The 23,326-nt window shown below is 66.4% G+C and carries 19 protein-coding genes; 12 read left to right on the plus strand and 7 right to left on the minus strand.

What is annotated here, in order from left to right; translation table 11 throughout:
* The first annotated feature begins 15 nt into the window (after positions 1 to 15).
* From PZE19_RS02050 to PZE19_RS02090, 9 genes are all read left to right on the plus strand, one after another.
* Positions 16 to 2,403, plus strand: a complete 2,388-nt coding sequence (locus PZE19_RS02050) for an arylsulfatase (protein ID WP_277858921.1) — start codon at positions 16 to 18, stop codon at positions 2,401 to 2,403.
* A gap of 103 nt (positions 2,404 to 2,506) precedes the next feature.
* Complete coding sequence (locus PZE19_RS02055) at positions 2,507 to 2,887, plus strand: hypothetical protein (protein WP_277858922.1); 381 nt, start codon at positions 2,507 to 2,509, stop codon at positions 2,885 to 2,887.
* A gap of 163 nt (positions 2,888 to 3,050) precedes the next feature.
* Positions 3,051 to 4,499 (plus strand): OmpP1/FadL family transporter, encoded by a 1,449-nt coding sequence (locus PZE19_RS02060; RefSeq protein ID WP_277858923.1) that lies wholly within the window; start codon positions 3,051 to 3,053, stop codon positions 4,497 to 4,499.
* A gap of 180 nt (positions 4,500 to 4,679) precedes the next feature.
* On the plus strand, positions 4,680 to 6,167 hold the full coding sequence (gene gltX / locus PZE19_RS02065; RefSeq protein WP_277858924.1) for a glutamate--tRNA ligase: 1,488 nt from the start codon (positions 4,680 to 4,682) through the stop codon (positions 6,165 to 6,167).
* A 60-nt stretch (positions 6,168 to 6,227) separates the two neighbouring features.
* Entirely contained in the window at positions 6,228 to 7,199 is a 972-nt protein-coding gene (locus tag PZE19_RS02070; protein WP_277858925.1) for a carbohydrate kinase family protein, read from the plus strand.
* A gap of 57 nt (positions 7,200 to 7,256) precedes the next feature.
* Entirely contained in the window at positions 7,257 to 7,997 is a 741-nt protein-coding gene (gene aat, locus PZE19_RS02075; protein ID WP_277858926.1) for a leucyl/phenylalanyl-tRNA--protein transferase, read from the plus strand.
* Between the two features lie 27 nt (positions 7,998 to 8,024).
* Positions 8,025 to 9,176 carry a Gfo/Idh/MocA family protein gene (locus tag PZE19_RS02080; protein WP_277858927.1) on the plus strand — a complete coding sequence of 384 codons (1,152 nt, stop codon included), beginning with the start codon at positions 8,025 to 8,027 and terminating at the stop codon, positions 9,174 to 9,176.
* Between the two features lie 181 nt (positions 9,177 to 9,357).
* A complete protein-coding gene (locus PZE19_RS02085) occupies positions 9,358 to 10,524 on the plus strand; it encodes a dihydrodipicolinate synthase family protein (protein WP_277858928.1) in 1,167 nt (388 codons plus the stop codon).
* A complete protein-coding gene (locus tag PZE19_RS02090) occupies positions 10,521 to 11,360 on the plus strand; it encodes a sugar phosphate isomerase/epimerase family protein (RefSeq protein ID WP_277858929.1) in 840 nt (279 codons plus the stop codon). The genes PZE19_RS02085 and PZE19_RS02090 overlap by 4 nt, the downstream gene beginning before the upstream one ends.
* Before the next feature lie 4 nt (positions 11,361 to 11,364).
* Here the strand turns inward: PZE19_RS02090 and PZE19_RS02095 are convergent, their stop codons facing one another.
* The 4 genes from PZE19_RS02095 to PZE19_RS02110 form a co-directional block, all read right to left on the minus strand.
* Positions 11,365 to 12,504 carry a right-handed parallel beta-helix repeat-containing protein gene (locus PZE19_RS02095; protein WP_277858930.1) on the minus strand — a complete coding sequence of 380 codons (1,140 nt, stop codon included), beginning with the start codon at positions 12,502 to 12,504 and terminating at the stop codon, positions 11,365 to 11,367.
* A gap of 17 nt (positions 12,505 to 12,521) precedes the next feature.
* Positions 12,522 to 12,923, minus strand: coding sequence for a VOC family protein (locus PZE19_RS02100; protein WP_277858931.1), 402 nt, complete (start codon positions 12,921 to 12,923; stop codon positions 12,522 to 12,524).
* 183 nt (positions 12,924 to 13,106) lie between these two features.
* A complete protein-coding gene (locus PZE19_RS02105; RefSeq protein WP_277858932.1) occupies positions 13,107 to 14,363 on the minus strand; it encodes a DUF1501 domain-containing protein in 1,257 nt (418 codons plus the stop codon).
* Positions 14,363 to 15,961, minus strand: coding sequence for a DUF1549 domain-containing protein (locus PZE19_RS02110; RefSeq protein WP_277858933.1), 1,599 nt, complete (start codon positions 15,959 to 15,961; stop codon positions 14,363 to 14,365). The genes PZE19_RS02105 and PZE19_RS02110 overlap by 1 nt, the downstream gene beginning before the upstream one ends.
* Before the next feature lie 244 nt (positions 15,962 to 16,205).
* Between PZE19_RS02110 and PZE19_RS02115 the strand changes: the two genes are divergently transcribed.
* Positions 16,206 to 17,375: a hypothetical protein gene (locus PZE19_RS02115; protein WP_277858934.1), complete on the plus strand. Its 1,170-nt coding sequence runs from the start codon at positions 16,206 to 16,208 to the stop codon at positions 17,373 to 17,375.
* A 530-nt stretch (positions 17,376 to 17,905) separates the two neighbouring features.
* Here PZE19_RS02115 and PZE19_RS02120 read toward each other — a convergent pair.
* Complete coding sequence (locus PZE19_RS02120) at positions 17,906 to 18,196, minus strand: hypothetical protein (protein ID WP_277858935.1); 291 nt, start codon at positions 18,194 to 18,196, stop codon at positions 17,906 to 17,908.
* Positions 18,197 to 18,852: 656 nt separating this feature from the next.
* Here PZE19_RS02120 and PZE19_RS32855 point away from each other — a divergent pair.
* Positions 18,853 to 20,052: an AAA family ATPase gene (locus PZE19_RS32855; RefSeq protein WP_277858936.1), complete on the plus strand. Its 1,200-nt coding sequence runs from the start codon at positions 18,853 to 18,855 to the stop codon at positions 20,050 to 20,052.
* Entirely contained in the window at positions 20,049 to 20,747 is a 699-nt protein-coding gene (locus PZE19_RS02130; protein WP_277858937.1) for an HNH endonuclease, read from the plus strand. The genes PZE19_RS32855 and PZE19_RS02130 overlap by 4 nt, the downstream gene beginning before the upstream one ends.
* Here PZE19_RS02130 and PZE19_RS02135 read toward each other — a convergent pair.
* Both PZE19_RS02135 and PZE19_RS02140 read right to left on the minus strand, forming a co-directional pair.
* Positions 20,733 to 21,260: an FYVE zinc finger domain-containing protein gene (locus tag PZE19_RS02135; protein WP_277858938.1), complete on the minus strand. Its 528-nt coding sequence runs from the start codon at positions 21,258 to 21,260 to the stop codon at positions 20,733 to 20,735. The genes PZE19_RS02130 and PZE19_RS02135 overlap by 15 nt on opposite strands.
* Before the next feature lie 413 nt (positions 21,261 to 21,673).
* Entirely contained in the window at positions 21,674 to 21,871 is a 198-nt protein-coding gene (locus PZE19_RS02140) for a hypothetical protein (RefSeq protein WP_277858939.1), read from the minus strand.
* Positions 21,872 to 23,326 lie beyond the last annotated feature (1,455 nt).

Here is a 23,326-nt window from a genome sequence, read left to right on the forward strand (position 1 = left end):
GGAAGAGGTCGAATTATGAATCGAAGAAGTGCATACGCGATGGTCATGTCCGCGGCCTGCGCCCTGCCGCTCGCCTGGGCGGGAGGCGCGGCGCCGAATCCGCCGGCCGCCGAGGCCCCGGCCGAGAGGGCCGGCGACCCGCCCCGCGACGTCCTGCCGATCCCCGAGCCCAGGCTCGCGCCGATCACGACGCTCGACGCCCGAAACGCGAAGGCCCCGCCGCGGTTCCAGGTCAAGGCCCCGGCCGGGGCGCCGAACGTGCTGGTCGTGCTGATCGACGACATGGGCTTCGGCCAGTCGAGCGCGTTCGGCGGGCCGATCCACATGCCGACGCTGGAACGCATGGCGAAGGGCGGCCTGCGGTACAACAAGTTCCACACCACGGCGCTCTGCTCGCCCACCCGGGCGGCCCTGCTCACCGGCCGCAACCATCACGTCTGCAACATGGGCTCGATCACCGAGACCGCCACCTCGTTCCCCGGCCAGACCGGCCAGCGCCCCGACAGCGTGGCCCCGCTGGCCGAGATGCTGCGGCTCAACGGCTACAGCACGGCCGCCTTCGGCAAGTCGCACGAGACCGCGGCCTGGGAAGTCAGCCCGTCGGGCCCGACCGACCGCTGGCCGACGCGCTCCGGCTTCGACAAGTTCTACGGCTTCATCGGCGGCGAGACCAACCAGTGGGCGCCGGCGCTCTATGAAGACATGAGCCGCGTCGAACTGCCCATGGATCCGAAGTACCACCTCATGACCGACCTGGCCGACCAGGCGATCAAATGGACGAGCGCCCAGAAGGCGCTGACGCCGGACAAGCCGTTCTTCGCCTACTTCGCGCCGGGGGCCACCCACGCGCCGCACCACGCGCCGAAGGAATGGATCGACAGGTACAAGGGCAGGTTCGACCAGGGCTGGGACAGGCTCCGCGAGGAGACGCTGGCCCGCCAGATCAAGCTCGGCGTCGTCCCTGCGGGGACCCGGCTCGCGCCCAAGCCCGAGGCCATCAAGGACTGGGACGATCTGAGCGACGACGAGAAGCGGCTGTTCGCCCGCCAGATGGAGGTCTTCGCCGGCTACGGCGAATACGCCGACCACGAGGTCGGCCGCCTCATCCAGTCGATCGAGGACCTCGGCCACCTCGAAAATACGCTCGTCTTCTACATGGTCGGCGACAACGGGGCGAGCGGCGAAGGCACCATGAACGGGCTGCTCAACGAGGCGACCTACTTCAACGGGATCCCCGAATCGGTCCCGGAGATCCTCAAGCACATCGACGACCTGGGCGGCCCGAATTCGTACGGCCACTACGCCGCCGGCTGGGCCGTGGCCGGCGACGCGCCGTTCGCGTGGACGAAGCAGGTCGCCGGCAGTTACGGCGGCACCCGCAACGGCATGGTCGTCCACTGGCCGAGGCGGATCAAGGCCGCGGGCGAGCTGCGCTCCCAGTGGCACCACGTCATCGACGTCGCCCCCACGATCCTCGAGGCCGCCGGCCTGCCCGAGCCCAAGTCGGTGAACGGCACGCCGCAGACGCCCATCGAGGGCGTGAGCATGCTCTACACGTTCGACGACGCCGGGGCCAAGGACCGCCGCAAGACGCAGTACTTCGAGATCTTCGGCAACCGCGGCGTCTACCACGACGGCTGGCTGGCCCACACCGTCCATCGCGCGGCCTGGGAAGGCAAGCCGCGACGTCCCCTCCTCGAAGACAAGTGGGAACTCTACCACGTCGACGAGGACTTCAGCTCGGCGAACGACCTGGCCGCGGCCCAGCCCGCCAAGCTCAAGGAATTGCAGGCGCTCTTCCTGGAAGAAGCCGCCAAGAACCAGGTCCTGCCCCTCGACGACCGGACCCTCGAACGGATGAACGGGGCCCTCGTCGGCCGCCCCGACCTGATGGCCGGCCGCACCTCGCTGACGGTCTACGAGGGCATGATCGGGATGACGGAGAACGTCTTCCTCAACCTCAAGAATCGGTCGCACGCGATCACCGCCGAGCTGCAGGTCCCCAAGGGCGGCGGCGACGGCGTGATCCTCGCCCAGGCGGGCCGGTTCGGCGGCTGGAGCCTGTACGTCAAGGACGGCAAGCCGACCTACGTCTACAACTACCTCGGCCAGACCGCCTACAAGGTCGTCTCGCCGAAAGCCCTGCCCGAGGGCAGGGCGACGGTCCGCTTCGAGTTCGCTTACGACGGCGGCGGCGTCGCCAAGGGGGGCGCCGGCTCGATCTTCATCGATGGCGAAAAGGTCTCGGAGGGCCGGATCGAGAAGACGCAGGCATACGTCTTCTCGGCCGACGAAGGCGTGGACGTGGGCCTCGACGGCGAGACGCCGGTCACCGAAGAGTACAAGGAACGCGACAACGCCTTCACGGGCAGGATCCACAAGGTCGTCGTCGAGGTGAAATGACCGCCCTCCCCGCGGCCGGGCGTCTCGCGACGTCCGGCCGACGGGGTCGTCTGGTCGACCGGACGTCGGGCTCGAACTCGCAGGCGGAGGCCGTTCTATCGCCATGTTGAAAGCCCTCTTCGCCTTGAGCGCGGCGCTCGAGGTCGCGACCGGGATCGCGCTGCTGGCGAGGCCCTCGGAGGCGACCGTGCTCGCGCTCGGATCCCCGCTCCATACGCCGGCCGCCCTGACGATCGGCCGTGTCCTGGGGGCCGCGCTGCTCGCCCTCGGGGCCGCATGCGGCCTGGCGCATCGCGAAGCGTCGAGCCCGGCGGCCCGGGGACTCGTCGCGGCCATGACCCTCTACAACGTCGGAGTCGCCGCCGTCCTCGCGCAGGCCGGTCTCGTCGCCGGCCTGTTCGGCGTTGCCCTCTTGCCAGCGGTTGTGCTTCATGCCGCGCTGGCGGCCTGGTGCGTCTTCTGCCTTCGGGTCAAGGCTCCTTGAGGGATCGCGATCGGGGATGGGGAAGCCGTCGGAGTTTGCTTCGAAGGCAGGGTTTGCGGGATTTTCGGAATGCGCCGGACCCGTGATTTATGCGGGGCCGCTCCTGCATCCGATAAATCCGTTGCAGAATCCCAATTCCAAATCTCGGTTCACGAGGACTCTTATGATATTCGTCCGAACGGCCCTCGCGATGGGGCTCGTGGCCGTCGGCGTCTCTGCGGCCTCGGCGCAGGGGATCATCGCGCCCGGCGCGGGGCCGATCAACCGGTCGATGGCGGGGGCCTCCACGGCGGCCCCGATCGAGTTCGGATCCAGCTACTGGAACCCCGCCAACTTGAGCGGCCTGGAGCGGGACGAGTTCCTGCTCGGATCCGAGCTGATCATCCCGAGCACCCACTTCACCACCAACCTGCCGGCGGGGGCCATCAACGGCGTCGTTCCGACCCAGGGCCGCTACGGCGTCTCGCGGAGCGACAGCGGGGTCATCCCCAACCTGGCGACGGGCCTGGCTTTCAAGCTCACGCCCGAGTCGCGGATGACGCTGGGCCTGGGGATCTTCGGCTTCGTCGGCGGCAACGTCAATTTCCAGGGGAATCCGTCGATCCCGATCCTGTCCGGTTACCAGCCGCCGGGTCGGTTCGGGGTCGGCTCGATCTACGCGAACGCGTCCTTCCTGTCCATCAACCCGATGGCGTCCTACCAGGTGAATGATCGGCTCTCGATCGGCGGCGGGCCGGTGATCACCTCGGGGACGATGTCGCTCAGCCCGGCCTTCTTCGCGCCCGGGCCGAGGCAGGCGGACGGGATCCTGCCCACCTTCCCGGCGGCGACCAACTCCCGCCAGTTCTGGGGGGGCGGGTTCCAGCTCGGCACCCTTTATCAGGCCGAGAGCTGGAACTTCGGGTTCTCGTACAAGAGCCCCGTCTGGCAGGAGCGCTGGGGGTTCAACGCGGTCAACCCCAACCTGACGAACCGCCGGATCGGCGTGCAGGCCCAGCTCCCGGCGATCTACTCGTGGGGCGTGGCGTACAAGGGATTCGAAAAGGCCCTGATCGACGTCGACCTCCGCTACCTCGACTACGCGAACGCCGCCCTCTTCGGCCAGTCCGTCCGCGACGGCGGCCTGGGCTGGAACAGCGTCTTCGCCCTGGCGATCGGCGGGCAGTACGCCCTGACCGATCGCGTCACGCTCCGCGCCGGCTACCTGTTCAACACCAACCCGATCCCCACGCCGGCCACCCTGTTCAACGTCCAGCTGCCGGGCATCATCCAGCACACGCTGTCGTTCGGCGCCTCCTACAAGCTCACGGAGGACATCACGGTGACGTCGGCCTGGGTGCACGGGTTCCGCAACGCGATCCAGGGCGATATCGTCGAGGAGACCGGGGCGTTCACGAAGATCGACAGCCAGCTCGACTCGATCGTATTGGGCCTGAACGTCCAGTTCGGGGCGAGGCGCAAGAAGGCCCTGCCGTCCGCCGCGCTCGCGGCCGATCCCGCCCTCGGGCCGGGCCCGGCGTTCGAGGCGTTCGAGGCGCCCGCGACGGCGGCGGCGCCCACGATCCCGCCCCCCGCGACCGCCGCGGCCCCGACGGCGCCCGCTCCCCAGTAAGGCCCGCGCCGGACCTCGCCGCCGGCCCGGTCCCTCGCCGCCGGCGGTTGACAGTCGCGGGCGCAGGCCCTATCGTGGACCCAATTCGTTCGCGTCCAAGCTGTTCGAGCGATCGCCGAGGCCGAGGGAGCGTCGCGGCGGTCGCCTCGCCGTTTCGTCGCCTCCCACCGATCGAGATCCATGACCGTACGCACCCGATTCGCGCCCAGTCCCACCGGCTTCCTGCACATCGGCGGCGTCCGCACGGCGCTCTTCAACTGGCTCTTCGCCCGGCATCACGGCGGCAAGTTCATCCTGCGCATCGACGACACCGACCAGGAGCGGAACGTCGAGGACGCGGTGAAGAAGATCCTCGACGGCTTCCGCTGGCTGGGCCTGAACTGGGACGAGGGCCCCGAGGTCGGCGGGCCGTTCGGTCCCTACTACCAGTCCCAGCGCGGCGACCATTACCAGGCCGCGATCGACAAGCTCGTCGCCGAGGGCAAGGTCTACCGCGACTACAGCACCGACGCCGAGCGCAACGTCGACCGCGAGGCCGCCAAGAAGTCGAAGCGCCCCTACCGCTTCCGCCGCATCGAATACCCCGACTCCGAGGTCGCCCGGTTCGAGGCCGAGGGCCGCCCGTACGCGCTGCGGTTCGAGGTGCCCTCGGGCCGGACTCTCGTCCTGAACGACCTGGTCAAGGGGCCCGTCACGTTCGCCACCGACGAGATCGGCGACTTCGTCATCGTCCGGCCCGGCGGCCAGCCGCTGTACAACTTCGCCAGCGTCGTCGACGACGTGGACATGCAGATCACCCACGTCGTCCGCGCCGAGGAGCACCTGTCGAACACCTTCCCGCAGCTCCTGATTTTGGAGGCCCTGGGCGCGACCCCGCCGGGCTTCGCGCACATCCCGTACGTCGCCGAGCCGGGCTCGCGCGAGAAGATGTCCAAGCGCAAGACCGAGGACTACGAGAAGCGCGGGATCCTCGTCTACCTCCACCAGTACGTCCAGAAGGGCTACCTGCCCGACGCGATGGTCAACTACCTGTCGCGGCTGGGCTGGAGCTTCGACGCCTCGCAGGAGATCTTCACCCGCGCCGAGCTGATCGAGAAGTTCACGCTCGAACGGGTCAACAGCTCGCCCGCCAGCCACGACCAGGACAAGCTCTTCTGGATCGAGGGCGAGTGGATGAAGTCGGCGCCGCTGGGGGACAAGGTCGCCGGCGCGATCCCCTACCTGGTCGCCGAGGGCCTGGCGACCGAGCCGATCGACGACGCGACGCGGGCGCAGCTCGAGGCCGTGATCCTGGCCCTGGGCGACCGCATGAAGGTCTTCTCCGACGTCGTCAAGATGGGCCGGTTCTTCTTCAGCGCCGACGTCGCGTTCGACCCCGACGCGGTGAAGAAGCGGCTCCGCAAGCCGGGCGTGCCGGAGATGCTCCGCGAGCTCGACGCCCTGCTCGCCGCGACCGAGCCCTACGACGTCGCGACCCTGGAGAAGGCCGTCCACGACTACGCCGAGAAGTCCGGCCGGAAGATGGGCGACGTCGTCAATCCGCTGCGGGTCGCGACCACCGGCCAGGGCGTCGGCCCCGGCCTGTACGACTGCCTCTACCTCGTCGGCCGCGACGCCTGCCGCGCCCGCATCGCGCGGGCGCTCGAGATGCTCGAAGCGGCCCCCTGACCGATCCTCCCGACCGCCGCCCGCGTGTCTTCCAACCCGAGTGAGAGCGAGAAAGTATTCATGCGCGTCTTCGTCACCGGCTCGATCGCCTACGACTACATCATGGTCTTCCCCGGCAAGTTCCGGGACCACATCCTCGCCGACAAGGTGCACGTCCTGAGCGTGTCGTTCCTGGTGGACTCGCTGACCCGGCGGCGGGGCGGGACCGGGGCGAACATCGCCTACAACCTGGCGCTGCTGGGCGAGAAGCCGGTTCTGGTCGGCACGGTGGGCGAGGACTTCGAAGACTACCGCGCGTGGCTGACGGGCAAGGGGGTCGACGACGGCGGCGTCCGCGTCATCAAGGACGAGCACACCGCGAGCTGCTTCATCAACACCGACCTGGAAGACAACCAGATCACGGCCTTCTACCCCGGCGCCATGTCGAAGGCGTCGACGATCTCGCCCAAGGACCTGGGCGCGACCCCGGACGACCTTGTGGTGATCGCCCCGAACGATCCGGCGGCGATGTCGCGCGCCGCGGCCGAGTGCACCCTGGCCGGCGTCCCCTACCTGTACGACCCGTCGATGCAGCTCCCCCGTATGGACAAGGCCCAGCTCGAGGAGGGCCGCAAGGGCGCCAAGATCCTCGCCGGCAACGACTACGAGTTCGGCATGATGGCCGAGAAGCTGGGGATCACCGAGGACGCCCTGCGCAAGAGCCTGCCGATCACGGTGATGACCCTGGGCGAGAAGGGGGCCCTGATCACGGTCGACGGCCAGGAGTTCGAGATCCCGCCGGCCAAGCCCGCGAAGGTCGTCGACCCGACCGGCGCCGGCGACGCCTTCCGCGCCGGGTTCGTCGCCGGGATGAGCCGGAAGCTCCCGTGGCCGGTCGTCGGCCGGATGGCCTCCTTGACGGCGGTCTACGCGATCGAACATCCTGGAACCCAGGAACACGCGTATTCGCTCGACGAGTTCATCGCGCGGTACCGGTCGAATTACGGCCCGGCCGAGGAACTGGAAGTCCTGAAGCGCGGCGCCTCGGCCTGATCGGCCGGACCAGGCCCGCGCCCGCGATCGAAGGCCGGGCTCAGCGAGAGTAGGCTTATGGCTCTCTTCCGACTCGGCCCCGACCCGATCTTCCCGCCGCCCCACCTGGCCGAGCCGGAGGGGCTGCTGGCGATCGGCGGCGACCTGACGCCCGACCGGCTGGTCGCGGCCTATCGCCAGGGGATCTTCCCCTGGTACGAGGCGGGGGGGCCGATCCTCTGGTGGTCGCCCGACCCCCGCCTGGTCCTCTTCCCGGCCGAGCTGCAGGTCTCGCGGCGGCTCCGCCGCACCCTCCGCTCGGGCCGGTTCGAGATCCGCTGGGACACCGCCTTCGACCGCGTCGTCCACGCCTGCGCCGAGACCCCGCGCGACCACGAGGACGGCACCTGGATCACGCCCGAGATGCGAACGGCCTACGGCGCGCTGCACCGGCTGGGGGTCGCCCGCAGCGTCGAGGCCTGGTGCGACGGCGAGCTGGCGGGCGGGGTCTACGGCGTGCTCGCCGGCCGCTGCTTCTCGGGCGAGTCGATGTTCCACCACCAGACCGACGCCTCCAAGGTCGCCCTGGTCGCCCTGGTCGAGCGACTGGAGGCCGAGGGGGTCGAGATGCTCGACTGCCAGGTCCGCAGCGAGCACATGGTCGCCTTCGGCGCGCGCGAGATCCCCCGCGACGAGTACCTCATGCGCCTCGCCCGCGGCCTCCGCGACGAACCGTCGGCGTCCCGGAACGGCTCCCAACTCGCCGGCTCGGCGTCGACCCGCACCGCCGGACGACTGCTCTCGCGCGAGCGGCCCTGAGCCGCCCGTCGCATCCAGGGGACGAAGATGGCAGAGCATCGCATCGGCGTCGTCATGCACGGCGTCACCGGCCGCATGGGGATGAACCAGCACCTGGTCCGCTCGATCGCGGCGATCCAGGCCCAGGGGGGCGTCGCGCTGGCGAACGGCGACCGCCTCGTCCCCGACCCGCTCCTGGTCGGCCGCGACGCCGACAAGGTCGCCGCGCTGGCGCGACGGGTCGGCGTGCCGCGCTGGACGACCGACCTCGACGCCGCGCTGGCCGACCCGAACGACGCGATCCTCTTCGACGCCGCGACCACGCAGGGCCGGCCCGACGTGCTCCGCCGCGGCCTCGCCGCGGGCAAGCACGTCTACTGCGAGAAACCCGTCGCCGCCGACCTCGCTTCGGCCCTCGACCTCGTCCGCCTGGCCCGCAAGGCCGGGGTCAAGCACGGCGTCGTCCAGGACAAGCTCTGGCTCCCGGGCGTCCGCAAGCTCAAGCACCTGCGCGACGCCGGCTTCTTCGGCCGGATGCTCTCGGTCCGCGGCGAGTTCGGCTACTGGGTCTTCGAGGGCGACCTCCAGCCCGCGCAGAGGCCCTCGTGGAACTACCGGGCCGAGGACGGCGGCGGCATCATCCTCGACATGCTCTGCCATTGGCGCTACCTGATCGACGGCGTCTTCGGCCCGATCAGGAGCGTCTCGTGCCTGGGGGCGACCCACATCCCCGAGCGCCGGGACGAGCGCGGGCGGCCGTACTCCGCCACGGCCGACGACGCCGCCTACGCCACGTTCGAGCTGCACAACGGGGTGATCGTCCACATCAACAGCTCGTGGACCGTCCGCGTCCGCCGCGACGATTTGCTGACGCTGCAGGTCGACGGCGTGCTCGGCTCGGCCGTCGCCGGCCTGACCGACTGCCGCACCCAGTCGCGCGTGAACACCCCCAGGCCCGTCTGGAACCCCGACGTCCGAAACGCCCACGACTTCCTCGCCGACTGGGCGCTCGTCCCGGACACGATCTCGTATGAGAACGCGTTCAAAACCCAGTGGGAGCTGTTCCTGAAGCACGTGCACGGCGAGGGCGAGTTCCCCTGGGACCTCGTCGAGGGCGCCAAGGGCGTCCAGCTCGTCGAGCTGGGCCTGCAATCCTGGCGCGAACGCCGCTGGGTCGACGTGCCGGAGCTGGAGTTGTGAGGGGGAGCGTCTTCCCTTCTCCCGCCGGGAGAAGGTGCCGCGCAGCGGCGGATGAGGGTCGTCGGACTTCGGAAGACATGCCGGGTAGAAGGCTTATCCGAATCGCCGCGACCCTCATCCGGCCCTCCGGGCCACCTTCTCCCGGGGGGAGAAGGCGATTACGGCTCAACGGAGATTCTCGATGCCCCGCGTCGACCTGCTGACCGCTTCCGGATCGGTCGAGGCTTACGCCGTGAGAGGCGTTCGATCGTGGTCGCCGCCGGCGCGGCCGGCGTTCGGCCGGATCGCCTACTCGGCGGCGCACGTGGTCGCCGACGCCCGAAGCGCCGTGGATCCGTGGGTCGGGGCGGCCGTCGACTGGGATGCCACGCTCCGGTATCGCGAGCATTTGCTCTCCCTCGGCCTGGGCGTGGCCGAGGCGATGGACACCGCCCAGCGCGGCATGGGCCTGGACTGGCCGACGGCGCTTGAACTCATCGAGCGGACCGTCGCCCTGGCGAAAAACCGGCCCGGCGCGCGGGTCGCCTCGGGCGTGGGGACCGACCAGCTCGCGCCTCGACCGGGCCTGACCACGGCCGACGTGATCGCCGCGTACGAGGAGCAGGCCGCGGCCGTCGAGGCCGTCGGCGGCCGGATCATCCTCATGGCCAGCCGGGCGCTCGCCGCCGCGGCCCGCTCGCCCGAGGACTACGAGCAGGCCTACGGCGTCATCCTGAGACAGGTCCGCGAGCCGGTCATCCTCCACTGGCTCGGCCCCATGTTCGACCCCGCGCTCGCCGGCTACTGGGGCTCGGACGACCTCGACGCGGCGATGGACGTCTGCCTGCGGATCATCGGCGACCACGCCGCGAAGGTCGACGGCATCAAGATATCCCTTCTCGACAAGGAGAAAGAAATCGCCATGCGTCGCCGCCTTCCCGAAGGCGTGAAGATGTACACGGGCGACGATTTCCACTACCCCGAGCTGATCGAGGGGGACGGACGGGGCTTCTCGCACGCCCTGCTAGGGATCTTCGACGCGATCGCGCCGGCGGCCTCGGCCGCGCTCCAGGCGATGGCGACGGGGGACGTCGCCGAGTATCGCCGGATCCTGGAGCCGACGGTTCCGCTGTCGCGCCACGTCTTCGCCGCCCCGACGCGGTTCTACAAGTCGGGCGTCGTCTTCCTCGCCTGGCTGAACGGCTGGCAGGACCACTTCGTCATGGTCGGCGGCCAGCAGAGCGCCCGCAGCGCCTTGCACTACTGCGAGCTGTTCCGCCTGGCCGACGCCGCGGGCCTGCTCGACGACCCCGACCGGGCGGCCTCGCGGATGCACACCTTCCTCACGGTTCAGGGGGTGAGTTCATGAGCACGAGCCCCCCCGACCCCGGGCGGTTGTCGATCAACACGGCGACCGTCCGCGCCCTCTGGGACCTCGGGCAGATCCTCGACGGCTGCGCCCGGCACGGCATCCGGGGCGTCTCCCCCTGGCGCGATCAGGTGCGGGAGATGGGGCTCAAGGCGGCCGCCGCCCGGATTCACGGCCACGGCTTCGCGGTGACGGGCTATTGTCGCGGCGGCATGTTCCCTGGCGCGACCCCGGCCGAGCGCCTGGCCGCGCGCGACGACAACCGCCGTGCCGTCGACGAGGCCCTCGAACTCGGCGCCCGCTGCCTGGTGCTCGTCGTCGGCGGCCTGCCCAGGGGGTCGAAGGACGTCGCCGGCGCGCGCGGGCAGGTCCGCGACGGGATCGGCGAGTTGCTCGACTTCGCCCGCCCGCGCGAGATGCCGCTGGCGATCGAGCCCCTGCACCCGATGTACGCCGCCGATCGCGCGTGCGTCAACACGATCGGCCACGCCAACGACCTCTGCGACGAGCTGGGCGACGCCGGCCTGGGGATCGCGCTCGACGTCTATCACGTCTGGTGGGATCCGCACCTGGAGCGGGAGATCGCACGCGCCGGCGCGAAGCGGCTGCTGGCCTTCCACGTCTGCGACTGGCTCGTCCCCACCCGCGACCTGTTGCTCGACCGCGGCATGATGGGCGACGGCGTGATCGACGTCCCCGCGATCCGCGCCGCCGTCGAGGCCCAGGGCTACGGCGGCTTCCACGAGGTGGAGATCTTCTCCGCCGAGGACTGGTGGAAGCGACCCCCCGACGAAGTGTTGCAAACCTGCATCGAGCGGCATCAGACGAGCTGCTGAGCCGTCACTCCGCGGGCCGACGGCTCGCACGCGGGTCCGGGAGCTTCGGGTCCAGCCTCAGGTCGCCCTTGGCGGCGTCGACGAAATGCGGCTCGACGCCGTACACGCCGCCGGCCTCGGGGACGGGGAGCTTGGGGCGGCTGTGGGCGGGGTCGTCGAGCGCGTACCAGGCGTTGCCGGCGAGCGTGAAGGTCTCGGGAGCGGCGCCCGAGCCCACGTTGACGGCCGTCCGCAGCTCGTCGCTGCGATAGACGATCAGGTTGTCGACGAACTTGCCCCCGCGCGACAGGACGAAGCCCGGCGAGCGGTTCTCCTGGAGGATGCGGAAGGCCCAGTAGCGGGGCCGGTAGAGCGTGTTGCGCCGGACCGTCGCGCCGTCGACGCCGACGAAGGCGACGGGGGACGCCGAGCCGACGAACGTGCAGTCCTCGACGAGCAGGTCTTTGCCCTCGAAGCCCTCGGGCTTCGGCCGGAAGAAGGGGAGGCCGGTACTGCCGCCGAGGTTGACCGCACGCTGGCCGGCGTGCTCGAAACGGCAGCGACGGACGGCCACGTCGCGCGTGCCTCCCTTCATCTGCACGCCGCTGGAGCCGACCTCGTCGCCGTGGCGGAACGTGCTGTCGACGACCTCGCCCCTGCGGCAGCCGACCATGTCGATCCCCGACCCGTTGGCCCCCCAGCGCTCCAGCGTGCAGCCCTCGACCCGGAAGTCGGCCAGGCCCGAGAGCTTGACGCCGTCGTGGTTCCCCTCGGGGCCGATGTCGCGGATCGTCAGGTTCCGCAGCACGACGTGGTGCGACGGGGTCTCCAACTCGCCGCCGTCGTCGATGTTGATCCCGTTGTCGGACGCCCCCGCCACGATCAGGTCGCGCAGCTCGACGTGGGCGACCCGCGACAACTGGAGCCCGAACGTCCCCCCCTGGATGACCGGCGGCCGCTTTGGGTCGGCCCCTCGGATCAGAATGGGCGCGTTCGGCTCGCCGCGCAGCTCGCGGACGAACCCGCCCCCCGCGTACCGGCCGGGCGCGATCCGGATCGTCGTCCCAGGCCTGGCCTCGGCGAGCGCCTTGCGGAGCTGGGCGTCGTCGGCGACGTCGACCTCGACGGCCAGGCACGTGATCAGGGAGAGAAGCATTCGCATCATCGCATCTCCGGGAAAATTCAAGCGAACGGCAGGTTCAACTGCCACGAGACGCCGTAGCGGTCGTTGAGCCAGGCGAAGGCCGCGCTGAAGCCGTATTCGCCGAGCGGCATGAGCGCCATTCCCCCCTCGGACAGCCGGGCGACCACGGCCTCCAGCTCCTCGCGGCTCTCGCAGTCGACGAACAGGCTGATCGCCGGCGTGAAGCCGAACGCGTGCTTCACCGGGCTGTCGATCGCCATGTACTCGCGTCCGGCCAGCGTGAACCGCATCATCTGCACCGAACCCTCGGTCCCCATCTCGCCCGCGCCGTAGCGCGCGAGCAAGACGACCTCCGAGCCCGGGAAGAGCGAGACGTAGAAATTCACCGCCTCCTCGGCCGCCCCCTCGAACATCAGGAACGTCGTGACGTTTCTGGCCATCGCGATTCGACTCCGCCCGTTGAGATTGATCCGTCGCACCCAGACCGGGACAGGATGCCCGGCCGGAGCCTTCTGGTCAAGCGTTCATCTCGCGGGGCGAGGTCGATTTGTCGTAGGCGTTTGAGGGAGAGCAAGCGCAAAGCCTTGGGACGAGGGCTTTTCACCACACTCCGGTCTTCTGCGTCAGCCGATGAGCTCGGGGATGGCGTGGCCCTCGCTGAGCTTGACGGGGCGGCCGGTGAGGGGGGCGATGTTCTCGCGGGCGGGGTCGAGGCCCAGGGCGGTGAGGATGGTGGCGTGGACGTCGGCGACGGGCGTGGGGCGTACGGGATCCTTGACGCCTTCGGGGTCGGTCTCGCCGAGTGCGAAGCCGGGGCGGATCCCGCCGCCGGCGAGGGCCAGGCTGAAGCCGTTGGTCCAGTGGTCGCGGCCGGCGAATGGGTTGATGTGGGGCGTGCGGCCGAACTCGCCGCAGCAGAGGACGACCGTCCGGTCGAGCAGCTTGCGACGCCGCAGGTCGCGGATCAGGGCCGCGAACGCCGGGTCGAGCCAGCCCGCCTGGCGGCGGTGGATCTCATGGTTGTTGACGTGCGTGTCCCAGCCGTCGAGGGTGACCTCGACGCAGCGCACGCCGACCTCGATGAGCCGGCGGGCGGCCAGGCATCCCCGTCCGAAGGGGGTGTCGCCGTACTCGGCCAGGGTCGCGGCCGGCTCCTGCGAGACGTCGAACGCCTTGAGCTGCTCGGACGACATCATCACGCGGGCGGCCGCCACGGCCTGGCGGTGCAGCGTCGCCTCCACCCGCACGGCGCGGCGGCGGCCGAACGCCCGGTCGACCACGTCCAGGTCCAGGGCCCGCCGCGCGTCCCGCGCCGCGGGGACCGGCGCGACGACGTCGGGGAGGTTCCCCTTGGGGTCGTCGACCTGGAAGGCGTCGTACTCGCCGCCCAGATACCCGCCCCGGCCCGGCCACTGGGCCGACAGGATCGAGACGTGGCGCGGGACGTCGGTCGGCCCGACGGGCAGCTCGTGGCAGCAGATCGCGCCGATGGAGGGGTGGACGACCGTGGGGTCGGGGCGGTACCCGGTCTTCAGCATGTACGTCCCGCGCTCGTGGTCGCCCTCCTTGCTGGTCATCGACCGCACCAGCGAGACCGAGCCCATCTCCTCGGCCAGCCGCTCGTAGCCGGAGGCGAGCTGGATCCCCTTCACGGCCGTGTCGACGGCTTTCGTGCCGCCGGCCGCCCTGGCGTCGGGGTGGGGGTCGAAGGTTTCGAGCTGGCTGGGGCCGCCCGCGAGCCAGAGCAGGATGATCGAGCCGGCCGGCCCGTCGGTCTTCTCCGCCTGCTGCGCCAGGAGTTGCGCCGCGGGCGTCAGCCAGCTCAGCCCGGCGAACGTCAGGAAGCCTCGGCGGTCGAGGTGCATCGTCGATCCCCCCATCAATGGTTCCACGAGAACTCGGCCGAGTTGAGCAGCGTCCAGAACAGGTCGGAGATCAGGTCGATGCGGGCCTCGCCCGAGGTCCCCTTGAGACGCGGCGTGAAGTGCGCGTTCTCCTCGGGGGTGGGGCGGCGGGTCAGGACGCAGAGGTAGGCCAGCTCGACGGCCTTCTCGTCGTCGGGGGCGAGGCGGGCGATGCGGTTGGAGGCGTTCCACATCTCGCCTCCGGTCCGCTTCTGCACCAGCTCGCCGTTCATGAGCAGCAGCCGCTGGGGGATGGTGCCGCCGCGCGGGGCGAACTCGTCCTCGCCGGCGTCGCCGTAGCGGCGGACGAAGTCGTTGCCCTCGTTGTAGGCGATGAAGCGGGCGACCCAGGGCGTGCGAGGGCCGAGCGTCGCCAGCGACGCCGACTGCCCCACCGCGCCCGAGACCTGCTCGGGCCGCAGCCGGGACATCGGGAAGGCCGCCCAGGTCTCGTCGTTGGGGGCCGCGGACTCCTCGGGCAGGTCGATGCTGTCGAGCCGGTACGCCTCGGTCGCGACGATCGCGCGGATGAGCCGGCGGAGGTCGTAGCCGTGGGCGACGAAGTCGGCGGCGAGAAGGTCGAGGGCGGCGGGGGCCTCGGCGACGGACGGGATGTCGTCGATCGGGTCGACGAGCGGCCGGCCGACGAGGATCGCCCAGACGCGGTTGACGGCCGCCTTGGCGAAGTACGGGTTGCGGGGGTCGACCACCCACGCCGCCAGCCGGTCGCGGGGCGGGCCCTCGGCCGGCAGCAGTTCGGGATTGGAGGGAACCGCCGCCGCGACGTCGGTCGGCTCCTTGGTCTTGCGGTCGAGCGGGTGGTAGTCGATCTCGCCGTCGGAAACGCCCCGCAGGTTGGAACGGATCCCGCCGAAGAACGCGGCGAGGCCCCGGAAGTCGCCCTGCTTCCAGGGCTGGAAGGGGTGGTCGTGGCACTGGGCGCAGTCGATCCGGACGCCCAAAAAGGCCCGCGTCACCCGCGCGGCGAGGCGTTCGGGGTCGGGACGCTCGGTCTTCTCGTCGCGGGTGACGGAGACGAAGTTCACGGCCGGGCGGTCTGTCCAGATGCCGCGATCGGCGATCAGGTCGCGGACGATGGCCGAATAGGGCCGGTTCGCCATCAGGGCGTCGCTCAGCCAGGTGGTGAACCGCCGCCGCCGGAAGACCACGAACGGCCCGTCCTCCACCCCCACGAAGGCCCGCGCGAACCGCTCGGCCAGGTAGTCCGCCGAGCGGCGGTCGCGGAGCAGCTCCTCCAGCCAGGCGTCGACGCGCGTCGAGGGCTCGGCCGCCTCGAACCGCCGGATCTCCTCCAGCGACGGGACGGTCCCTGTCAGCCCCAAGGTCAGGCGCCGCATCAGGGCCAGGTCGGGCGCCTTCGCGGCCGGCTCGACCTCGCGTTTCCGCCATTCCTCGCGAAACGCCGCGTCCACCCTGGCCGCGACCTCCGGCCTGGCGACGACCGGCGCGGCTTCCACCCCCCGCGTCGGCGAGGCCGACCGGATCACGCCGCGGCCCATCGCCAGCACGCAGGCGATCAGCACGCAAAGGAATCCCGCGTCGCGCAGCCGCATGGGCGATTCTCCCTGGCCTCGTCCCGTCCCGAGCATCCCTCGAAGCGATCCGAGAGTTGTTACCCTGGATCCGGCCCGCGCGTTTCAGGATATGCGAATGGCTGTCGGAACCGCCACGGCCGATCGGGAGATCGCGCCCGCGACCGGGCCGGACGGGGCGGCCTCCTCGTCCGCCCGATCCCGTTGGCGGCGCTGAAACCGACGCCCCCGGGCGCGGGTAATCCCTCTCATGGAAAACACCATCATGCTCGAAGAAGCCCCGGTGGAGGTCGCACGCGAGGAAGCCCCGCCGAGGCGCTCGCGGCCGGTTCGTCGGGTGTTGATGCGGCTGGCGCGAGGGCTGGCGTCGTGGGTGGGGTGGATGTTCGGGCTGGCCTCGCTGGTGGCGGGGCTGGCGGTGCTGTCGTCGACGCCGGTCCTGCAGTTCCTGAGCCTGGGCTACCTGCTCGAATCGTCGGCCCGGGTCGCTCGCAGCGGGCGGTTGCGGGATGGGATGTTCGGGGTGAGGCTGGCGGGGCGGGTGGGGGGGATGGTCGTCGGCACGGTCGTCTCGCTGATCCCGCTCTGGGTGGCCGGCTCGTACGCGAGGTCGGCCGCGGTGATCGACCCGGGAGGCTCGGTAGAGCGCGGTTGGTGGGTCGTCGCGGTCGCCGTCTGGGCCCTGACGTGCCTGCACCTGCTGACGGCGTTCCTCCGGGGCGGCCAACTCCGGCGCTTCCTCTGGCCGTTCGGCGGACCTTTCTGGCTGCGACGGCGACTTCGCGAGGGCGGGCTGTACGCCGCCTCGCGCGACGGGTTCTGGGAATTCGTGGGGCGGTTCCGGCCGTGGCATTACCTCCGGCTGGGGTTCGTGGGATTCGTGGGGACCCTGGCCTGGCTGGTCGTCCCGACCTCGATGATCGCCGCGACGACGCGGTTCCCCATCCTGGGGCCGATCGGCATGCTCGGCCTGGCCTGCGTCGCCCCCGTGCTGCCGTTCCTGCAGACGGGCTATGCGGTCGAGGGGCGGTGGTCGGCCCTCTTCGGGCTGAGATCGGCCCGCGAGCGGTTCCGGCACGCCCCCTGGGCCTTCGCGTTCGCCCTGCTCGTCCTGCTGGCGGCGTCGATCCCGCTCTACCTGCTGAAGATCGAGATGATCCCGCGTGAGGCCGCATGGCTGCCGGGCCTGGTCTTCGTCGTCTTCCTGGCCCCGGCCCGACTACTCGTCGGCTGGGCCTACGCACGATCGCTGCGCCGAGAGCGGCGGAGCCACTGGTTCTTCCGACTGGTGGGCCGGATCGCCATCGTGGCCGTCGCCCTGGTCTACGTCGTGGTGGTCTTCCTCTCGCAGTACATCTCGTGGGGAGGCGTCTGGAGCCTCTACGAGCAGCACGCCTTCCTGGCCCCCGCGCCGTTCCTCTACTTCGAGAGATGACCGTCGCCGGCCTCTCGACGGCCCGTGGAACGGGGCCGACCAAGGCCATCCGCGAGCCCCCGCAGCCTTGAAAGTCGTCCCGCGAGAGAGGCTTCGACGTCGACGCCCCACGGCCGGGATCGCGATTCAGTCCGCCTGCCGATTCGCACTGGATTCGCCCCGAATTGTCAAGGAACCCCTAATAACGGGTACGAATAACAGGTAGAGTGTACATCCATTTCGTAGGGGAGTCCAGTGGCGTCGATCGGCCCCTTCGCGTCCATGCGACGCGGTCAACCGTAGACCCCCGATCCCTCGCAGGGTTTCCCCGGGGGTGGGATGGGGCGGGCTCCACGCGAACTCGAAGAGTAGCAGGGGGTGCAAGGCTAACTCTGCGAGATGGTTCTCCGCTGTGTGGTGGACCTCGTCCAGGGCCTGCCACCTCCCGTGAGGGTCGTCCCCCCTGGAGCAGCGGGCCTGGCGAAGCATCCCTACTGAACGATCGATCTCCTTCCCCGCTGCTCCCCCGCTCTCAGGCGATGACCGCCCAGTCAATTCAAGACTGTAGCAGGGAGTAGGCCGACCGCCCTCATCGCCCGGATGTGGATGCAGCCGAGGGGGTCCAGCCCCTCCCGCTTCCAGATGAAGTCGGGGCAGTCGCAGGTGACCCCGTAGGAGTGTTCGGCGATGTCGTAGATGGGGCCGGAACCACGACGGTTCTTTGCCTTGATCAGACGGAAGGCCCGAATCAGGTCGGGGTCGTCCGTCCGGATGGGCCTGACTACGTAGCCGGTGCCATCGATAGTGAGAATCAGGGTGAGTCGGGCACGATGGTCTGCCATGACTCCAACAAAATAGCCGCCTTGAGCCTTTTGGGTAAGTCAGCTTTCCACTGGTCTTTCGGATCAGCTTTGCGGACAGGCCGGGGCAAGTCTCTAGAGTGTTGGCGTCTTAATCTGGGAGAATGAACCAAATGCTTAACTTGCGATCAAAGCTCAGCTAAACTTGTTTCGATCGACACGCGTAACTCAACCACGCATCCACGCGATTTCCTTCCAAGAAGAGCGTCTCATACGTGTTGAAAAAGCACGGCGAACAGGTTGCTTGTCCCGGAGAGTAATCGGCATGATAGGCGAGGGGCTTCAGTCGCCTCCTGAAGTCATCAGATGGAGTCGCAAGTCCAATGGCTGTGAGACTGATAAGTGCGAAATTTCAAGGTAGAGACATACCACTATCGATTGACGGACCCGGAATCGACCCAAAGTCAAACATCTTCACGGTCTTAATAGGTAGGAATGGCGTCGGCAAAAGTCGATTACTAGCTTCCATCTGCGACGCATTCAACTGGCCGGCACCAAGCCAACGGCTTAATCCAGGTGGTCCGCCGAAGATTAACAAACGAATCACTATTAGATACATAAAAGACGATCGTGTCATTAGCATTGACCATAAACGAGTATTGACTGACGCTTCTGGGGGGGTCCTCCGGAAGGAATCGGTGAAATCGGCAAAACCAATGAAAGTTATTGCTACTACCATCACGCCATTCGACAGATTTCCGATTTTTGAAGTAGATGGTCTTGACCGTGACAATCTTGACCCCAGATTCGATACCAAGGATAACGTATATATTTATCTAGGTGCAAAAGATAGAAATGGTGGGTTTTCGCCTTTCTATCGGTCCAAACAAATCATCAGATCACTTCTAGGGGTAGCTGCCGCCGCCGATGATCGAAGAGGTGGATTGGCACACGTGTTTGATTTGCTGGACTATCATCCAATTGTTCGCCTTAGCTACATGTTTACTGAGATGGAAGAGGAGAGCCGGTCGGCGTATGAGACTCTCGATACATTTATTTCGAACATGAAGGATAAGAGCGGTAAGCCCAGGCTAGTCGGCAGTAATGTTGGTGAACGCATGGATGATTATATGAATAAATTTCCCGACAGGGAGGCGGACGTTCGCCTAGCGTGGCATAGCATGTTTGTCGACTCGGCCGCCGGAACCGGGCCGGTTGAACTTGAATATGATTTCAGTAATTCGAATTTCACGATTGGTTCCGCACTAATGTACGAACAGATTTCTCTATTAGAGGCGGCAGGCATGCGAACGCATTTTGAAGTCGCGTTAAGCAAGCGTCGGCATGAGAATAAATACCTGGGTGTCGATGATGCAAGCTCTGGTGAACAGGCAGTCGTGTTGGTAGTCCTTGGCATCGCAAGCCAGATTTCGGACGACAGTTTGATAATAATTGACGAGCCCGAGATCGGTCTACATCCGGAATGGCAGGCGAGGTATTTGGATTTACTCAACAATACTTTCATGGGTTACAAGGGCTGTCATTTTCTCCTGGCCACCCACTCGCCGCAAATCGTAGCTCAGATAAGGGGAAATGGCTTCGTGGTGAGCATGGACGACGTTCCGTCCATTGAATCCTCAAAGGAGTATTCGAAGAGGTCGGCGGACTTCCAACTCGCCAGGCTGTTCGATGCACCGGGGTTCCGCAATGAATATTTGGCCAGAGAGGCGATGACGGCATTGATGCAAATTAATCGCAATCAGAGTGAAACGACGGACTTCGAGTCAAGATTCGAGATACTGAGTAACGTCAGAGGTCTGCTTTCGGACGACGATCCCGTGGCCGAAATGATAGATGCAGTCACGACCGCTTACGAGCTTCGGAAGGATCGAGGATGACCCCGATAGCTTATCAGGGCGAAGAACGAGCAATCGTCGAGAAGTACAACGCCACCCGGCCTCAAGACCCAAGGTTTTGGGACTGCGACGAGGCCAAGCGGGTCAATCAACGCGTTAAGAAGCACTACGTTCAGGAACAGGGGAGGCTGTGCTGCTACTGCCGAAAGCCGATCGCATCAGGCCATGGAAGGCTATGGGACACAGACCATATTATTCCAAAGTCTAAGCATCCCGAGTTTATGTTTGAACCAGCGAATCTGGCCATTTCATGCATAGATTGCAATTCTGCCAAGTCGGACAAGCTCGTCACAAAGGAGCCATTCGTTCGGCAATTCCCTAAACACGCGAGTTTGTATTCGATAGTCCATCCACACTTCGACGACTACGGTGCCCATATATTAATTTACCTAGGCAAAATTTATGCCTCGATTACACCTAAGGGTTCTTTCACAATTCTGACTTGCAAGCTGGAGAGGTATAACGCCGAGGCTCAGGGTTGGAGGCCCGACTTCATCGATGACGACGCGGGGATTCAGTATCTTAATTCGATTATGAATGGAGATCCAAAGGAGAAAAATTATGTGTACATGGAGATGCTGCTTCGAGCCGGCATCACAGTCACCGACACATTGGCCGCCAAGATGAAAAGCGGTCCAACTCCAGGCCAGGCCTCCGCTTCATCACCGAGCAAATAATAGATAGAGACCGGCCGTGAGTGCCACCGGCACCAGCACGACCAAGGCACCGACGCCGTACAACTGCAAGTCGCTGTACCCGCCGTTCTCCTCGATCTTCCCCTTCCGCCTTTCCGCCTTCGCCAGTCGCACCTCCTCGCGAAAGGCATCCTCGACGACTCTACGTCGGCGAGCCTCCTCCGTTTCCTGGGCCTGCTTTCTGAGCCATTCCTCCCTCGCAGTCCGTTGTCTCGCCTGGCTGTCGGCCACCTCGGACTTCGAGGTCAGGTCGAGCAAGGGTCTGCCTGTCATCAGACTAGCCCCGCATGCCCGGCAGTTCGGGCGGGAAGCCTTCAGGGAGATTTGTCGGCCGCACTGGGGGCAGCAGGGAACCCCGTTCTTCCTGATGAATTGCTTGGAGGGTTGGAACAAGTAGATCAGGAGGACGACCGCGATCCCGAGCAGGGTCAGGACGGCCTCAATGCCCGACGGATCTTGTTTGTGTCTAGCGGCGAACAGGATGAAGTCGACCATCGGTCATGTCCACGAAGACCACAGTCAAGCAACCATGCCCTCTTCTATCACATCCAGTCCTTCTGTAAACGGAAAACCCAGCCTCCCACGAAGGAGAAGTCGGGCGGCCAAGCATGGGTTTTTGGAGAGACTTCCCTGCTACTCCCCCTCTCCCAGGCGACGACCGCCCGGTCCGATCGATTCAATGCGAATACTGTAGCAGGGGGTGGTGAAGGGATTCACCTCAACTCATGTGCGTTGCACCCACGGGTCGACCCGGACGCCCATGAGAAGGTCGCCCGCCGTCGTATTGACGTCGGTCGCCTAGTGGACGCCCAGCAGCGGAGGATTCTCGGGTGCGACCGGCTGCGTCCTGTCCGTCAGGTGTACTCCCAGTTCCGTCTTCATTCCAGCGATGCTAGCCTACAGGCCTTCTACGGGGTATAGAGCTGGACCAACATGTTGTCACGTCCCACGGATTTGGTGAGCGGCTTATTGTCGCCGAATTCAGTGGCCTGGAGGACTACCTCGGCGTCGAATTCTTCGGCCAGCATCTTGAAGAAATCCACCGTTAGCAGCCGGTCGGTCCGTCGATACGAATGAGCAGCAAGGACGTGATGCGTCCAGTGCATGATGTCAAAATTATCGACTTATTGGTCTTTTAAGACCGAAATCTGAGAACCGATTATATGAATTGAACAAAATCGAGCACGATATAATTTATCTATATTCTCTATTTGCCTCGTCTTTACATTTACTCAACGGTTTATAAGCGTCATATTATACGGCCTTAACTAAATTAGTGGCGACGATCTATGGTTCCAATTCTACGCAAGCGAGTCCCTTAATCTCTCACTTAATCTATGTTTCATATTTTCTTAGTTAAACGAGGCGATTTACTTGAGTTAGATCACCTAAAGTACCTAAGTATCGCATTTTGACAAATCTTTTTCCAGCAGGCTCGGTTTTAAATGCATGACCTGCGATAGTAAATCGCACTCGTGCCACCACCTAAGGATCATAAAAACCCCCCGCCTTCAGGCTGGTTCTCCGCGTCGTCAGAAGAACGACGGCTCCAAACTTGATGCAGTCGAGGCCCCCGTACCTCGTTCACCAGGATGCGATGGCTACGAGACCGGAATCGCCCCAATAGTGGAGGTATCCGGTTACCAAGTCCTGACATGTCATTTGATCGTTCTCATGTCTTCGGCAGGATCTCGCGGGTCCGCGAAGGCGAGGTTCGCTCACCGTGGATAATGCTTCATCGATCCTCCTGAAGTCCAACATATCAGCCCTCCTTGGTCGGGGACCTCAAAGGCAACCTGACGCTCACCCGTTCGCCCAACTCGTCCTGTCCTGCTGCACGCCGGGGCGACGCACTCGGTGCGGATTGGTGGCAGGACCACCCAACTCCCAGGTTCACCCGGACCGGCACTCCCATTGGTCATGAAGAGGAGCAGGGGGTAAGGGACGCGGAGGACTTCGCGGGCAAGGGCTCCTACCCCTATCGACCCCTTTGCTCGCCGGTGAAGTAGGCCTCCGCCCAACCGACAACGTCCGGGGAGGGCGTGTCGGCCGATCGTTCGTGGATCGGGTCGTTATATAGTCATTCCACCACCAGGTCACCCGGGGGTATTCAAGGCCGTCGCGATCCTCCACGTCTGGTTGAGACGCAGTCTACCGCCGCCCACACCAACCAAGTCCGACAGATATGGAGCCAGGACATGGCATTCGAGGAGTAGAAGGCCGCCGAAATCGAACGAGGCATGTCAACGACCTCAATGGACCGCCCGACGTAGCCCAAGGCCAAGCGGAAGCCAAAGACTCCCTATAACTTCACGCCCCAAGACTTTTCCGCCTCGAAGTACGGGATCGACTCTGCCCCCTGGAGGGCGGCGTCCGCTGGCTAATCTCCACCTGTTACTTCAATTGAGTCGCCGTGTTGTGGGGATTGGTAGAGAACGGGAACCAGGTCGTCATCGGCCCTGGTCGGTCGTCCCCCGTCTGATCCTCGACCCCCTGCTACAGCCTTTGGAGCGAATGCCCCGGCCCTTCCTCCGAGTCGGGTCGACGACATTCGCAAAAAT

It is taken from the genome of Paludisphaera mucosa (assembly GCF_029589435.1).
GTDB lineage: Bacteria > Planctomycetota > Planctomycetia > Isosphaerales > Isosphaeraceae > Paludisphaera > Paludisphaera mucosa.

Bases quoted from the DNA above. Each gene is read 5' to 3' on its own strand.
- PZE19_RS02050 (WP_277858921.1), top strand. From the start codon at position 16: ATGAATCGAAGAAGTGCATACGCGATGGTCATGTCCGCGGCCTGCGCC.
- PZE19_RS02055 (WP_277858922.1), top strand. From the start codon at position 2,507: ATGTTGAAAGCCCTCTTCGCCTTGAGCGCGGCGCTCGAGGTCGCGACC.
- PZE19_RS02060 (WP_277858923.1), top strand. From the start codon at position 3,051: ATGATATTCGTCCGAACGGCCCTCGCGATGGGGCTCGTGGCCGTCGGC.
- gltX (WP_277858924.1), top strand. From the start codon at position 4,680: ATGACCGTACGCACCCGATTCGCGCCCAGTCCCACCGGCTTCCTGCAC.
- PZE19_RS02070 (WP_277858925.1), top strand. From the start codon at position 6,228: ATGCGCGTCTTCGTCACCGGCTCGATCGCCTACGACTACATCATGGTC.
- aat (WP_277858926.1), top strand. From the start codon at position 7,257: ATGGCTCTCTTCCGACTCGGCCCCGACCCGATCTTCCCGCCGCCCCAC.
- PZE19_RS02080 (WP_277858927.1), top strand. From the start codon at position 8,025: ATGGCAGAGCATCGCATCGGCGTCGTCATGCACGGCGTCACCGGCCGC.
- PZE19_RS02085 (WP_277858928.1), top strand. From the start codon at position 9,358: ATGCCCCGCGTCGACCTGCTGACCGCTTCCGGATCGGTCGAGGCTTAC.
- PZE19_RS02090 (WP_277858929.1), top strand. From the start codon at position 10,521: ATGAGCACGAGCCCCCCCGACCCCGGGCGGTTGTCGATCAACACGGCG.
- PZE19_RS02095 (WP_277858930.1), bottom strand. From the start codon at position 12,504: ATGATGCGAATGCTTCTCTCCCTGATCACGTGCCTGGCCGTCGAGGTC.
- PZE19_RS02100 (WP_277858931.1), bottom strand. From the start codon at position 12,923: ATGGCCAGAAACGTCACGACGTTCCTGATGTTCGAGGGGGCGGCCGAG.
- PZE19_RS02105 (WP_277858932.1), bottom strand. From the start codon at position 14,363: ATGGGGGGATCGACGATGCACCTCGACCGCCGAGGCTTCCTGACGTTC.
- PZE19_RS02110 (WP_277858933.1), bottom strand. From the start codon at position 15,961: ATGCGGCTGCGCGACGCGGGATTCCTTTGCGTGCTGATCGCCTGCGTG.
- PZE19_RS02115 (WP_277858934.1), top strand. From the start codon at position 16,206: ATGCTCGAAGAAGCCCCGGTGGAGGTCGCACGCGAGGAAGCCCCGCCG.
- PZE19_RS02120 (WP_277858935.1), bottom strand. From the start codon at position 18,196: ATGGCAGACCATCGTGCCCGACTCACCCTGATTCTCACTATCGATGGC.
- PZE19_RS02130 (WP_277858937.1), top strand. From the start codon at position 20,049: ATGACCCCGATAGCTTATCAGGGCGAAGAACGAGCAATCGTCGAGAAG.
- PZE19_RS02135 (WP_277858938.1), bottom strand. From the start codon at position 21,260: ATGGTCGACTTCATCCTGTTCGCCGCTAGACACAAACAAGATCCGTCG.
- PZE19_RS02140 (WP_277858939.1), bottom strand. From the start codon at position 21,871: ATGCACTGGACGCATCACGTCCTTGCTGCTCATTCGTATCGACGGACC.